The 13,473-nt window shown below is 41.9% G+C and carries 12 protein-coding genes; 7 read left to right on the top strand and 5 right to left on the bottom strand.

Features of this window, described 5'->3' with window-relative positions; all coding sequences use genetic code 11:
- Position 1: 1 nt before the first annotated feature.
- The 3 genes from ACFQZI_RS12110 to ACFQZI_RS12100 form a co-directional block, all read right to left on the bottom strand.
- On the bottom strand, positions 2-2,812 hold the full coding sequence (locus ACFQZI_RS12110) for a 2-oxoglutarate dehydrogenase E1 component (protein ID WP_377142817.1): 2,811 nt from the start codon (positions 2,810-2,812) through the stop codon (positions 2-4).
- Positions 2,813-3,078: 266 nt separating this feature from the next.
- Positions 3,079-4,383, bottom strand: a complete 1,305-nt coding sequence (locus tag ACFQZI_RS12105; RefSeq protein WP_377142816.1) for a DASH family cryptochrome — start codon at positions 4,381-4,383, stop codon at positions 3,079-3,081.
- Positions 4,384-4,430: 47 nt separating this feature from the next.
- On the bottom strand, positions 4,431-4,568 hold the full coding sequence (locus ACFQZI_RS12100; protein WP_377142959.1) for a DUF2256 domain-containing protein: 138 nt from the start codon (positions 4,566-4,568) through the stop codon (positions 4,431-4,433).
- Positions 4,569-4,755: 187 nt separating this feature from the next.
- On the opposite strand from ACFQZI_RS12100, the gene ACFQZI_RS12095 reads away from it, so the two are divergent.
- The 4 genes from ACFQZI_RS12095 to ACFQZI_RS12080 all read left to right on the top strand — a co-directional run bounded on the left by ACFQZI_RS12095 (position 4,756) and on the right by ACFQZI_RS12080 (position 7,819).
- Complete coding sequence (locus ACFQZI_RS12095; protein WP_377142815.1) at positions 4,756-5,406, top strand: TetR family transcriptional regulator C-terminal domain-containing protein; 651 nt, start codon at positions 4,756-4,758, stop codon at positions 5,404-5,406.
- A 200-nt stretch (positions 5,407-5,606) separates the two neighbouring features.
- Positions 5,607-6,290, top strand: a complete 684-nt coding sequence (locus tag ACFQZI_RS12090) for an HAD family hydrolase (RefSeq protein WP_377142814.1) — start codon at positions 5,607-5,609, stop codon at positions 6,288-6,290.
- Between the two features lies 1 nt (position 6,291).
- On the top strand, positions 6,292-7,620 hold the full coding sequence (locus ACFQZI_RS12085; protein WP_377142813.1) for an ABC1 kinase family protein: 1,329 nt from the start codon (positions 6,292-6,294) through the stop codon (positions 7,618-7,620).
- Positions 7,621-7,627: 7 nt separating this feature from the next.
- Entirely contained in the window at positions 7,628-7,819 is a 192-nt protein-coding gene (locus ACFQZI_RS12080) for a hypothetical protein (RefSeq protein ID WP_377142812.1), read from the top strand.
- 548 nt (positions 7,820-8,367) lie between these two features.
- Here the strand turns inward: ACFQZI_RS12080 and ACFQZI_RS12075 are convergent.
- Complete coding sequence (locus ACFQZI_RS12075) at positions 8,368-8,586, bottom strand: hypothetical protein (RefSeq protein WP_377142811.1); 219 nt, start codon at positions 8,584-8,586, stop codon at positions 8,368-8,370.
- A 185-nt stretch (positions 8,587-8,771) separates the two neighbouring features.
- On the opposite strand from ACFQZI_RS12075, the gene ACFQZI_RS12070 reads away from it, so the two are divergent.
- From ACFQZI_RS12070 to ACFQZI_RS12060, 3 genes are all read left to right on the top strand, one after another.
- Positions 8,772-10,226 (top strand): SDR family oxidoreductase, encoded by a 1,455-nt coding sequence (locus ACFQZI_RS12070; RefSeq protein ID WP_377142810.1) that lies wholly within the window; start codon positions 8,772-8,774, stop codon positions 10,224-10,226.
- A 73-nt stretch (positions 10,227-10,299) separates the two neighbouring features.
- Positions 10,300-11,211, top strand: coding sequence for a TIGR01777 family oxidoreductase (locus tag ACFQZI_RS12065; RefSeq protein ID WP_377142809.1), 912 nt, complete (start codon positions 10,300-10,302; stop codon positions 11,209-11,211).
- Complete coding sequence (locus ACFQZI_RS12060) at positions 11,204-12,520, top strand: cryptochrome/photolyase family protein (RefSeq protein WP_377142808.1); 1,317 nt, start codon at positions 11,204-11,206, stop codon at positions 12,518-12,520. Before ACFQZI_RS12065 ends, ACFQZI_RS12060 begins: the two co-directional genes overlap by 8 nt.
- Before the next feature lie 7 nt (positions 12,521-12,527).
- On the opposite strand, the gene ACFQZI_RS12055 is transcribed toward ACFQZI_RS12060, so the two are convergent.
- Positions 12,528-13,472, bottom strand: coding sequence for an FKBP-type peptidyl-prolyl cis-trans isomerase (locus ACFQZI_RS12055; protein ID WP_377142807.1), 945 nt, complete (start codon positions 13,470-13,472; stop codon positions 12,528-12,530).
- Position 13,473: the final 1 nt, after the last annotated feature.

The following is a 13,473-nucleotide window of genomic DNA, read 5'->3' as shown; positions in this document are numbered from 1 at the left end:
ATCAATCCGCACCGGCATTAGCCATTTTCTCTGTTGTTTTTTTGATGGTTTCTTTAACCGCTTTGCCTGCTGGTGCTTCAAACGCTTTCGATACAATATGCAGTTGCTGTGCGGCATGCTGTTTCGCAAAACCTGTTGCAGTGCTGCTGCCTTCTAAACGCGAGATAACATTAAGGTTCATCACCTTATCATTATGGAATTTGCGGCAAATGTATGGCCATGCCCCCATGTTCTCCGGCTCTTCCTGCACCCAGAAAAATTCGGTAGCCTTATCGTATTTGGCTTTAATTTTCAGGATCTGCTGTACAGGCGTTGGGTATAATTGCTCAACACGTACAATGGCAACATCTTTACGCTTGTCGGTTTGTTGTTTCTCCAACAAATCATAATAAATTTTACCTGTACAAAGCAGTACTCGTTTAACCTTTTTAGGGTCAACAAAGTTATCGTCGATCAGCTCATGAAATTTACCATCGGTAAAATCGCTAAGCGGTGATACACAATTAGGGCTGCGCAACAAGCTTTTTGGTGTAAAAATGATCAATGGTTTACGGAAACTGCGCTTCATTTGCCTCCTTAATATATGGAAGAAGTTGGCAGGTGTTGTACAATTTGCCACCTGGATGTTATCATCAGCACAAAGCTCTAAAAAGCGCTCAACACGCGCAGACGAGTGCTCTGGGCCCTGGCCTTCGTAACCGTGCGGCAATAACATAACTAAACCATTACCGCGCTGCCATTTTGTTTCGGCACTGGCAATGTACTGGTCAACAATGATCTGCGCACCGTTAAAGAAATCGCCGAACTGGGCTTCCCAAATGGTTAAAGCATTAGGGTTAGCCAAAGCGTAACCGTACTCGAAACCTAAAACGCCATACTCAGAAAGCAGGGAGTTAAAGATGCTCAGTTTTGCTTTGGTATCGATGGTTTCAAGCGGGGTATATTCATCTTCAGAATCGGCCAGGGTTAATACCGCATGGCGATGTGAGAAGGTGCCACGTTTAACATCTTCGCCGCTTAACCTTACCGGGAAACCTTCTTTCAACAGTGTGCCGTAGGCAAGTAATTCGCCCATAGCCCAATCAAACACCCCTGTTTTGTTAACCATAGCGTTACGGTCCTGGAATAGTTTTTCAATCTTCTTGAAGAATTCTTTACCGGTTGGCAGGTTGGTGATTTTATTACCAATTTCGGTAATAGTTTCTTTTGGTACCGATGTATCAACCGCGCTGATAAGTTCGCTGTGATTAGCTAAATGTAAGCCGCTCCATGCTCCTTCAAACATTGGGATGGTATCGGTAAACCTGTCTGATGCTTTTGCATCGTCGAGCATCTTCTGTAATTCGCCACGGAAATCCTTTTCCAGCGTTTTTACATATTTATCATCAATAGTACCTTCGGTTATTAATTTTTTGCTGTAGATCTGTAGCGGGTTAGGGTGTGCCTCTATAGCTTTGTATAATACCGGCTGGGTAAATTTAGGCTCATCGGCCTCATTGTGGCCATAGCGGCGATAACACAGTATATCAATAAATACATCCTCGTTAAACACCTGGCGGTATTCCATTGCCAGGTTTACTACATAAACCAAGGCCTCAACATCATCTCCGTTTACGTGAAAAACGGGAGAAAGCACAGTTTTCGCAACATCAGTACAATAAGTACTTGAACGTGCATCTTTATAGTTAGTGGTAAAACCTATTTGGTTATTTATGACCAGATGAATGGTACCGCCTGTGCGGTAACCATCAAGCTTTTCCATTTGTAAAACCTCGTAAACAATACCTTGCCCGGCTATTGATGCATCACCATGTATCAATATAGGGGCAATTTTTGAATGATCGCCGTTGTATTTAAAATCAATTTTTGAACGGGTAATACCTTCAACAACCGGGTCTACAGCCTCCAGGTGCGATGGGTTTGGACAAAGGCTAAGGTGAACCTTCTTGCCTTGTTTGGTTTCGATATCTGTTGAATAACCCAGGTGATATTTTACGTCGCCGCCAAAAGGAGATTCAGAATCAAAGTTTTTGCCTTCAAACTCGGTGAACACTTCCTGGTAGGTTTTCTCCATTATATTGGTAAGCACATTTAAACGGCCGCGGTGGGCCATACCAATAATAAATTCTTCTAAACCCAGCTCCGATCCTTTTCTGATAACCGAATCAAGCGCGGGAATAAGCGCTTCGGCACCCTCTAAAGAGAAACGTTTTTGACCAAGGAATTTTGTTCCCAAAAAGTTTTCAAAAACAACCGCCTCATTCAATTTGGCAAGCATTTGCTTTTTCTCGTCGGCTGTAAAGCTTGGGGTGTTGCGTTTGCTCTCCATCCTATCCTCAAACCACTTTAATTTTATAGGGTTGCGGATGTATGTATATTCGGCGCCAATAGCCTGGCAATAAGTTTGTTCTAATAACTGGCGAATATCGCGTAGCTTTGCAGGGCCTAAACCAACTTCTACGCCCGCGTTAAATACGGTGTCCATATCGGCTTCGCTTAAACCAAATGTTTCAAGCTCTTTACCCGGGAAATATTTGCGGCGTTCGCGTACGGGGTTTGTTTTAGTAAATAAATGGCCGCGCGTACGGTAACCATTTATCATATTCATCACATTTATCTCTTTCAGTAGATCTTCGGGCGTGGAAACTGCTGCTGCTGCTGCAGGGGCGGCCTGATTATCTTTACCAAAATCAAAGCCTTCAAAAAACTTTTGCCAGCCAAAATCCACCGCTTCGGGGTCTTGTTTGTAAGTTTCGTAAAGTGTGTCAATGTAAGCGGCGTTAGCGCTGTTTATATAATTTAGGCGATCCATGAGAAACCAATGTTTTGAAACGGTAGCAAAATTAAGCATAATACTCTCAAAAGCTGAAATAATATGCAATTAGTTTTAGATAGACATAGCAAAAGAAACTAACCGGTATGTTTTGAAGCTAAATAGTGAATTATTGCAAAATCATATAGATATAAATCTCTAATTTATATTACACAACAAGCGACCGTTACAGTAATTTTTGAACTGCGTCTATTGTATCATATACGGATTATCGCGCTGATTGTTGCGCAATACGCATGTAAATATTATGATTTAACAGTACCAGCCGCGGCGGGGAGCCAGGTGTCTATATAATCGCTTTTACTATCTAACTGATCGGTAGGTTTAGCGGCATTAAAAAACCGGTTGCTTTTAGTATCGTTACCAACACCGGCAACAAACGCCCAGTTACCCCAGTTACTTGCGGGTGAATAATCTATCAACTTTTCCTCAAAATAAAGTGCGCCCTTTGTCCAGTCTACTTGCAGCTCTTTGGTGAGGTAATTTGCAACTGCCTGCCTGCTGAAGTTTGTAATATACCCTGTGGCGTTTAGCTGGTGCATAGCGGCATCAATAAAAGGCACACCGGTTTCGCCATTTTTCCATTGTTCAAACAGTTCATCCTGGTTGTCGGCAGTTTCGGGTACCTGGCCAAACCCTTCAGAACGAAAGAATTTTCGCCCGTGTTTTTTAAACATAAAGCGGAAATAATCCCTCCATAAAAGCTCCAGCATAATAGGGTCGGTATTGGGCAGGTGGTGATCGCGGTGATAATTAACAACCTCCCAGTAAACCTGCCTCGGCGAGATGCACCCTACAGCAAGCCAGGGACCTAAACCGGATGAATTGCAGGCAGCACTACGCACATTTTTGCCCTGGCTTTGAATACAGTTCTCTAAATAATCATGCAACTGTTTTAAGGCCGCGGTTTCGCCACCGGTAAATTTCTCTTGAGCTCGTTCGTCGTCAAATGGCTCGGGGACACCTAAATCAGCGAGGGTGGGTAATTCGCCGGCATCCGTAATTTCAGGTATAACTATTTGCTCGGGGCTAATAACACTGGGCCTAACCGTACTATCGCGCTCCACCTTCTTTTTAAAGGTTACAAAACTATCAGGAATATCTTTTATAGGGAAAGGCAGGTCCTCCTTATGGTACATCGTGTGCCCGATGAAATGCTTAAGGTTAAGCTTCATTTTCCATAAAGCGGCTTCTACCTTTTCAGAAACATCGGTTTCATCAGGCGCAACTTCGCGGTGATGGTATACCTCATTTACCTGGTATTCTTCTGCTAACTGTGTAAGCACTTCGGCCGGATCACCAGTCCTGATGAGGAGGTCGGCACCAAAAGTCTGCAAGTTTTTACGGAGGTCGGCAACAGCTTCCAACAGGAAACGGGCACGGAAACTGCCGGTCTTAAGTGCGCCTAAAGCGCTGGTTTTAAAATAGAATGGATCAAAAATATACACCGGTAATACTTTATCGGCCCGTCGCACGGCTTCAGATAATATTTCATTATCATGTATGCGCAGATCATTTCTAAACCAAACCAGTATAACTTTATCACCCATAGGAACAACTAATCTAAACTTATTTAGATTAATTACAAAAATGGTAATTATTTATTTGCCCTGCACCGCTCACTGCAATATTTGACATCATCCCAACATTTTGCCCATTTTTTTCGCCATGTAAACGGCCTTTTGCAAATAGGGCAATGTTTTACGGGTAGGTTTTCTTTTAATATACGCGCCATATACAGAATAACAAATAACACAGTTTAGTGTTATATAATACATGTGTTAAATGATGAAAATGGCAAGTACAGGAAAAATGCCCTACATGCAAATAAAATAAGGTTGTAAGCCAGCCGTTTAATTATAGATAGTTATGACAAACCGAATAAAGAATATACCTATTTTTATCTATTAAAACAGAATAACATGGCAACCAGCGAAAGCATCCAGAAAGCATATATTGATTACGTATTGACCGAAGGCCAGCAGCCAAAATCGGTTTACGTATTTGCTAAAAAGAATAAAATGGCCGAAGAAGAATTTTACCGTTTCTTTGGATCATTTGACGCTGTAGAGCAAAGCGTTTGGGCCGACCTTATCCTTAAAACCTTGAGCGAAGTGCGCGCGCAGGAGATCTGGTCACAATACTCATCGCGCGAAAAGGCTTTATCATTCTTTTATAGCTTTTTTGAACTACTAAAGAGCAACCGCAGCTTTGCCGTATACAGTATTAAAAAGCACCGCAGTTTAGGTACGCCAAAGGTATTAGAGCCCGCAAAAGAGGTATTTGAGAATTTTGCAGAAACAATTCTGAACGAGGGTATAGAAACCCAGGAACTAAGCGACCGTAAATTCTTTAGTAAACGTTATAAAGATGCCCTTTGGGTACAGTTTGGCTTTGTGCTTAATTTTTGGATAAATGATGACTCTACCGGTTTTGAAAAAACTGATGAGGCGATAGAGAAAGGCGTTAATGTAACCTTTGATCTGTTTCAGCGCTCGCCAATAGATAACCTGTTTGAGTACGGTAAGTTTTTGGCTAAGAACGGAGGGCTGAAGGAGAAAATGGGATTTTAAAAGCGAGATATTTGCGTTTGCCGCGAGTTAACTCACCCCGACTTCGCTAACGCTGGTCGACCCTCTCTGCTTCGCAAAGAGGGTGGAGAATTTGATATAAAAAGCTCAAAACGCTTTTTATTTTTTCCCTCTTTCCTCGTATCGGAGAGAGGGTGGTCGAGCGAAGCAATGACCGGGCGAGTAAAATAGACGATAGGTAATTGAACAATAATAGAACACCTTTTGCTGCCGCCATTTTCGATATGCACGGTACTTTAATAGATAATACACCATACCATTTTAAAGCATGGCAGCGTTTGTTTAAGGAAAATGGTTTACAGGAATTAAGCCGCGAAACTTACCTCGCCGAAATCAGCGGTGTCCCTATTAAAAATACCATTGAATTTTTTTTTGGCGATGATCTTGATGAAGTAGAACGAATTAAAATTGCGCGGCGAAAGCAACAACTTTACGAAGAAGCTTTTAAGCCTTTTTTACTACCGGTAAACGGCCTTGAAACGTTTCTTTTTGACCTTAAAAACCTTGGGGTTGAAATTGCTTTAGCAACCTCATCAAATATGGCTGATGTCGATTTTATTTTTGAGGGAATAGCTATTCGCCAGTACTTTGATGCCCTAATTATTGGCAGCATGGTAAATGAGCCGAAGCCCTCGCCCCAAATATTTTTAAAGGCCGCCGAGCAACTTAATGTAAAACCGGAAAAGTGCCTGGTATTTGAAGATTCTATCGCAGGCCTTAAGGCCGGCCGTAACGCGGGCATGAAGGTTGCAGGTATTACAACAGCGCATCCTGCAACAACTGTTACCAAACTGGCCGATATGGTAATTAACGATTATACCGATATAAACCTGCACATAATGGCTGCATTATTTGATAATGAATAACATGAGCGAAAATACCTCTAACGAACAAAACAGCATACCTACCAGTAAGGTTGAACGCAGCGCGAAGTTTGTAAAAACGGGCTTTAAAATTGGCGGTAATTACATAAAGCATTATTCAAAAAAGCTATTTAACCCTGATATGGATAAATCGCAGTTGAACGAGGATAATGCTACAGACATTTATCAATCCTTAAGCGAATTAAAAGGCAGTGCCCTAAAGGTGGCTCAGATGTTGAGCATGGATAAAAACCTGCTACCGCAAGCTTATGTAGATAAGTTTACGCAATCGCAGTATAACGCGCCGCCGCTTTCGGGGCCGCTAATTGTGCAAACGTTTAAAAAATACTTTGGCAAAACGCCCGATCAGATCTACGATAAGTTTAACATCCGCTCTACAAACGCGGCATCAATTGGGCAGGTACACCAGGCCGAGCTGAACGGTAAAAAACTGGCGGTTAAAATACAATATCCCGGCGTAGGCGATTCCATATCGTCTGACCTTAAGCTGGTGAAGCCATTTGCGTTCAGGATGCTGGGCATGAGCGAAAAGGAACTGGACATTTACATGCGCGAGGTTGAAGAACGCCTATTAGAAGAAACCGATTATGAACTGGAGGTACGCCGGTCAATAGAGTTTTCTATCGCCTGCAAAAACCTGAACAACGTTGTGTTCCCGGGTTATTACCCAGATCTATCGAGCAAGCGCATAATAACGATGGATTGGCTGGATGGGCTTCACCTTAAAGAATTTTTAGCAACGGACCCCTCGCAGGAACTGCGCGACCAGATTGGCCAGGCACTATGGGATTTTTATAATTACCAGCAACATGAGCTTAGGGCCGTACATGCCGACCCGCACCCCGGCAACTTCCTGATAACGCCCGATGGCAAGCTGGGTTGTATTGATTTTGGCTGTATTAAAGTTATGCCCGATGATTTTTACTATCCATTCTTTTCTTTAACGTCAACAGGCCTGTTCAACAACAGGGAAGAAACCATCAAAGCCTTCCGTAAGCTGGAAATGATACTGCCTAATGATACACCGGCACAAATTGAGTTTTATTACACCATGTTTAAGCAAATGATAACCTTGTTTGCCAAGCCCTACATTACCGATTCGTTTGATTTTGGTAAGAAAGAGTTTTTTGATGACCTGTTTGGTTTTGGCGAAAAGGTTGCCAAGATGCCCGAATTTAAACAGGCGCGTGGTGTAAAGCACTTTATATATGTAAACCGTACAAATTTTGGCTTATACAATATTTTACATGAGTTGCAGGCAAATGTAAATACAGCCACTTATAAGCCACATGTAGAGGAAATAATCCAATAAATATTAAATGAACCCGATGACTATGGCAAGCGAAAGGCAGGCGGTAGATATCCATGCAACATTCGCGCAAAAATACCAGGCTTCAATATCGTTTACACGGCCTGTGCCTATATATGAGTTTGAACGTTGCCGGCAATATATACCAAATACTATCAGCAAAAAAAATACAACGCAAAAAAAGCAAATGATCAGTACTTGAAAATGTTGTGTTAACATGTGTGTATTTAGCGGGCTAACTATTTATTAACCTATAGCAAGGCAAAAACTTTACCACTCCGGCTATAAGTGATCAAATGGCCCCGTGTGGCTTTTTTTACGTTGAAGATGAGCTGATTGTTACGGCTATATTAAATATACAATGGCAAAAAGTTAACAAAATGGGGAATTTAACACCCTTATTAATCTTGAGTAACAGCCAGTAATATTGCAATAATTGACAATAGGATACTAAGCACCCAGCTTATAGATGCCTTTACCGACCACGCCTGTATATCGGGTAAGCGCCCTGTACCTAAATACGATTTATACTTGCTGCGGCTGTACAAACCATACATAATTGTACATAACACTAACAGTGCAAGTAAACAAGCTACCACAACACGAAAGTTCCGAATTAACATTATTTTAATATCCTATTAATAGATAAACGAGGATTAGGTTAAAAAAGATTTATACTCTACTGTTAATTCAGAAAAGCAACAACCTTAACAATGATCAGGTTATGTACAATTGGTTAGTGTACAATTATTAGTCAATAATAAGGGGCGTTATAGCTGCAAGTATTAAAACAATAGTCGCTATCCAACTTAAAGTTGATTTCATTGCCCATGTTTGTACATCTGTTAACCTGCCCGTGTGTGCAAATGCACTTGCACGGTTATGGCAATAAACAGCGTATGCCCCTAATAAAACAATAACGGTAGCTGTAGTAAATACTACAATTAATTGAAAAGTTTGCGTAAACATAATATTAACTCTTAATATGCATTTAACATAGTCAGACGTTAAAATGTTTACAAAGTTTAATTATTTTTTTACAGTTAATAAATTCGTGCCAATATTAATTGGCCAAATAACATTTTGAGTTTATAGCAAACAACTTCTAAATACCGATTTTAAAACACCGGGGCCTTAATGTTTGTTGCAATTGCATGAAAGTGTTACTTGCAGGTGCTAACGGATATATAGGTGCACGCCTTATACCCGTCTTACTGGAAAAAGGCCATACTGTTGTTTGTCTTGTGCGCGACAAACGCCGCTTTCATGAACAAAACAACTACAGCGATAAAGTCACCTTGCTAACAGGCGATTTGCTAAAAGAAGAAAGCATACAAAGCTTTCCTGATGATATAGACGCCGCTTATTACCTTGTACATTCAATGGCCCAGGCAAATGATTTTGCTATGCTTGAAGCCTTATCGGCACATAATTTCGCTCAGGCCATAAACAAAACTAATTGCAGGCAAATAATTTATCTCAGTGGCATTACCAATGATAATGATCTGTCTGATCACTTACTGTCCCGAAGGCATGTAGAAGATGTTTTAAAAGAAGCTAAAGCGGCAGTAACTGTATTAAGGGCAGCCATCATTATCGGTTCGGGCAGTTCATCATTCGAGATCATTCGCGACCTTACAGAAAAGTTGCCCATTATGACCGTTCCGCGTTGGGTTAACACCAAATGCCAGCCTATTGCTATCCGCGATGTATTGGCTTATCTTGAAGGAGTGCTTTTGAACGATGCGTCATTCAATAAAACATTTGATATTGGCGGGCCCGACATACTTACTTTTAAGCAGATGATGCTTACCTATGCCAGGGTGCGTAAGCTTAAGCGATATATTATTACTATCCCATTCCTTTCGCCCAAGATCTCGTCATACTGGTTATACTTTGTAACATCAACCAGCTACTCGCTTGCACAAAGCCTGGTTGATAGCATGAAGAACGAAACCATTATGAAGGACCACGATATTGATACTGTGGTTAAGCGCGATTGCCTTACATATGAGGAAGCATTGAAGCTGGCGTTCAATAAAATAGAACAAAACTCAATAGTAAGCAGCTGGAAAGATGCACTTAACAACGGCTACCTTACATCGGGCTTTATGGACCAGATAAAAGTACCGCAAAACGGCACCCTCGAATACAAAGTAAAACAACCCTTTAAGCGCGATAGTGCCGAGGTACTTCAAAATATTATGGCCATCGGGGGTAACCGTGGCTGGTATTATTGGGATTGGATCTGGAGCATCCGTGGGTTTTTAGATAAATTATTTGGCGGCGTAGGTTCAAGGCGGGGGCGCACCAGTAGCATTAGCGTTTCGCCGGGCGATGTTATAGATTTTTGGCGGGTACTTCTTGCAGATAAAATTAATAACCGCCTGCTGCTATATGCCGAAATGAAATTACCGGGCGAGGCATGGCTCGAGTTTAAAATTATTGAGCGACACAATCAGGCTTTTTTAAGCCAGGTTGCTACCTTTAGGCCCAGGGGGTTATGGGGAAGGCTGTATTGGTACCTCATGTGGCCATTCCACCTTTTTATATTTAAGGGTATGGCAAAACGTATAACAGATTTTAAGGAACAGAAAAAACAAATTTAATATAGGGCGCTGAACCGGTTATGAAGCAATTACTTCAAATTTCCATTCATCCCAATAATACATAACCTATAACATGTCTGATAAAAACATCCTCATAACCGGCGGGTCGGGCCTGCTGGGCCGCGAACTAACTGACGCGCTTTTAGCACTCGGCCATACCGTAAGCCACTTAAGCCGCAGCCCGGGCAAAAACCCTCATGTAAAAACATTTATATGGGACGTGGCTAAAGGGCAGATTGACCCGCACTGTATAGATGGCGTTGATACTATTATACACCTTGCGGGTGCAGGCATTGCAGATAAACGCTGGACGGATGAACGCAAAAGAGAAATAGTAGAAAGCCGCACCATGTCCATAGCTCTTATATATGCTTTAATGCAAGAGAAAGCGCATAGGGTGCATACGGTTATATCAGCATCGGGCATTAACTATTATGGCGGCAATCGTGGCAATGAGTTACTGACAGAAAACAGCCAACCCGGGCAAGATTTTATTGGTAATTGTTGTATAGCCTGGGAAAAAGCGGTGGATGAAGGCAAACAGTTCGATATCCGGATACTAAAATTTCGTACAGGTGTGGTACTTACTACCAAAGGGGGGGCTTTGCCACAATTAGCCATGCCTGTAAAACTCGCTGTGGGCTCGCCATTAGGTTCCGGCGAGCAATGGGTACCGTGGATCCACCACCGGGATGCTATTGATATGTATTTAACGGGCTTAAATAACGAACAACTTAGCGGGGTATATAACATGGTTGCACCGCATCCTGTAACCAACAAAGAACTGACCATAGCAGTTGCCAAACAGTTACACCGCCCGCTTTGGGCCCCAAACGTGCCTGCTTTTTTAATAAAGCTGCTGTTTGGCGAAATGGCAAGCCTGGTATTGGGCAGCACAAAGGCATCAGCACAAAAAATTGAAGACGCGGGGTTTAACTTTAAATACCCGGATGTAGCTTCGGCTTTAAAAGAAATTTATGGATAAAGATACCCCCATTAGTGTTTTTTGGTTTCGCCGCGATTTGCGGGTAGAGGATAATGCCGGCCTGTACCATGCCCTTAAAAGTGGCAACCCTGTAATGCCCTTGTTTATTTTTGATAAAGAAATATTAGATAAGCTGGAAGACAAAGATGACGCCCGCGTTAGCTTTATTTACAAAGCCATTAAAGAAGTTAATGAAAAGTGCCTTAAGCACCACAGCGGTGTATTGGTTGTATATGACCATGCTGAACACGCCTGGGCAAAGCTTATTAAACAATACAACATAGCCGCCGTTTTTACCAACCATGATTATGAACCTGCCTATGCCGATGACCGTGACAACGAGGTAAAAGCACTGCTGGCTAAACATAACATTGAGTTTAAAACGTATAAGGACCAGGTAATTTTTGAAAAGAATGAAGTAACCAAAGACGATGGCAAACCATATACTGTTTACACACCTTATAAAAACAAATGGTATCAAAAGCTAAAGCCGTTTTATCTTAAGGCCTACCCTACCCAAAAGTATTTAAAAAACCTGTTTAAATTTAAAGCCCCTGCATTACCTGCTTTAGAAGAGATGGGGTTTGAGAAAAGTGAAATTGACTACCCGGAGAAAGAGTATGATAGTGTAATTGAACATTACGCTAAAAACCGCGATTTCCCTGCCATAACCGGCACTTCTCATGTTGGAGTACACCTGCGTTTTGGTACCGTAAGCATCAGGCGCTGCGCACGCGATGCTAATGAGGCGCATGACAAAACCTGGCTTAACGAGTTAATATGGAGAGAGTTTTACATGATGATCCTTCATCATTTCCCGGAAACGAGAAATAAGGCGTTTAGGCCCGAATATGACCGTATTAAATGGCTTAACAACGAAGAGCAGTTTGAAGCCTGGTGCCAGGGTAAAACAGGTTTTCCATTGGTGGATGCAGGGATGCGCGAGTTAAACACGACAGGCTACATGCATAACCGCGTGCGTATGGTTGTAGCCAGCTTTTTAAGTAAAGACCTACTGATAGACTGGCGCTGGGGCGAAGGTTATTTTGCCCGCAAATTGTTAGATTATGAAATGGCCAGCAATGTAGGCGGTTGGCAGTGGGCGGCCGGCAGCGGCACCGATGCTGCGCCATACTTTAGGATATTTAACCCGGATAGCCAGTTGAAGAAGTTTGACCCCAAATTAGAGTACATAAAAAAATGGGTTCCGGAATACGCCGACTTCAGCAAGTATCCAAAACCCATTGTTGACCACGCTTTTGCGCGCGACAGATGTTTAAAAGCCTTTAAAGCTGCATTAAATAAATAGCCTAAGGCTATTCAACTTTAGTTACGGTAAACTCGAACCTAAGCACCGAATTTGCCGGTATAGAGGTTTGCGCTGTTGGGCCATAACCTAATGCCGATGGTACAATTATGGATATTGTTGTACCTGTTACAGCATGTTTTGTTAGTGCTTGTTCTACACCGTCAATTAAATTGTAAGGCGTTAAAGTAGTTGCTGTAGTTGCAGCAGAGTTATCAAAAACAAAACCATTTAGCAACGCACCCGCGTAATTGGTGGTAATGGTAGAAAACTCATTAATTTGGCCGGGTGTACCGGTGCCGGGTGTGGTAACTTTATACCAATAATGGGCTTTGGCATTAACGTCTGACGAATCTTTCTGGAAACCCGTTAAGTTATTAGCAGTCATGTAATTTTTAATGACCAAGTCGTCATAGGCATTTTGATTGCCAATTACATGCACATAATAATCAAGGCTTTGGTTACCGGCAATGCGGCTGTTTACATTAGTTATACTACCCGATCCAAAGCCGTTTACGCCATAGGCTAAACGCGATGGTATGAGCAAACGCATGCTTGCACCTTTATATTGAAGCAGGTTGTGTATAGCCAATTGCAAACCTTTTGGCAAATTAGCAGCAGTTAAGTGCCCCAAAAATTCGCTCATGTGGTTGTTAATGGTATCAGACGATACGTATTTACCGTCAAAAGTTTTCAGGGTATAAACCAGCGATATTTTATCAGAATATTTTAAGGTATCACCACTTCCAGGCATCAAAATTTTATAATACATACCGGTAGTGCCGGTGCCATCTTTGGTAGTATCTGCCTTAAAGTCATTTAAGCCGTTAGCCTTAATATAAGCATCTATCTGCTGCTTATCAAATTCCCTGATATCCGGCTGGTTATCAAGTTTTTTACAAGCGCTTAGTGCTACAACTGTTATTAATAAAAAAGTAAAGATCTTTTGTTTCATC

The sequence above is a fragment of the Mucilaginibacter lutimaris genome, assembly GCF_042676625.1.
In the GTDB taxonomy this organism is placed as follows: Bacteria; Bacteroidota; Bacteroidia; order Sphingobacteriales; family Sphingobacteriaceae; genus Mucilaginibacter; species Mucilaginibacter lutimaris.
The sequence above is the reverse complement of the archived record's forward strand: the minus strand, read 5'-3'. Positions and strand labels throughout refer to the sequence as shown.

What these genes read in the sequence shown, in the direction of transcription:
- ACFQZI_RS12105 (WP_377142816.1), bottom strand. Translation starts at nt 4,383, where the DNA reads ATGGGTGATAAAGTTATACTGGTTTGGTTTAGAAATGATCTGCGCATA.
- ACFQZI_RS12075 (WP_377142811.1), bottom strand. Translation starts at nt 8,586, where the DNA reads ATGTTTACGCAAACTTTTCAATTAATTGTAGTATTTACTACAGCTACC.
- ACFQZI_RS12085 (WP_377142813.1), top strand. Translation starts at nt 6,292, where the DNA reads ATGAGCGAAAATACCTCTAACGAACAAAACAGCATACCTACCAGTAAG.
- ACFQZI_RS12055 (WP_377142807.1), bottom strand. Translation starts at nt 13,472, where the DNA reads ATGAAACAAAAGATCTTTACTTTTTTATTAATAACAGTTGTAGCACTA.
- ACFQZI_RS12065 (WP_377142809.1), top strand. Translation starts at nt 10,300, where the DNA reads ATGTCTGATAAAAACATCCTCATAACCGGCGGGTCGGGCCTGCTGGGC.
- ACFQZI_RS12095 (WP_377142815.1), top strand. Translation starts at nt 4,756, where the DNA reads ATGGCAACCAGCGAAAGCATCCAGAAAGCATATATTGATTACGTATTG.
- ACFQZI_RS12110 (WP_377142817.1), bottom strand. Translation starts at nt 2,812, where the DNA reads ATGGATCGCCTAAATTATATAAACAGCGCTAACGCCGCTTACATTGAC.
- ACFQZI_RS12060 (WP_377142808.1), top strand. Translation starts at nt 11,204, where the DNA reads ATGGATAAAGATACCCCCATTAGTGTTTTTTGGTTTCGCCGCGATTTG.
- ACFQZI_RS12100 (WP_377142959.1), bottom strand. Translation starts at nt 4,568, where the DNA reads ATGGCGCGTATATTAAAAGAAAACCTACCCGTAAAACATTGCCCTATT.
- ACFQZI_RS12070 (WP_377142810.1), top strand. Translation starts at nt 8,772, where the DNA reads ATGAAAGTGTTACTTGCAGGTGCTAACGGATATATAGGTGCACGCCTT.
- ACFQZI_RS12080 (WP_377142812.1), top strand. Translation starts at nt 7,628, where the DNA reads ATGAACCCGATGACTATGGCAAGCGAAAGGCAGGCGGTAGATATCCAT.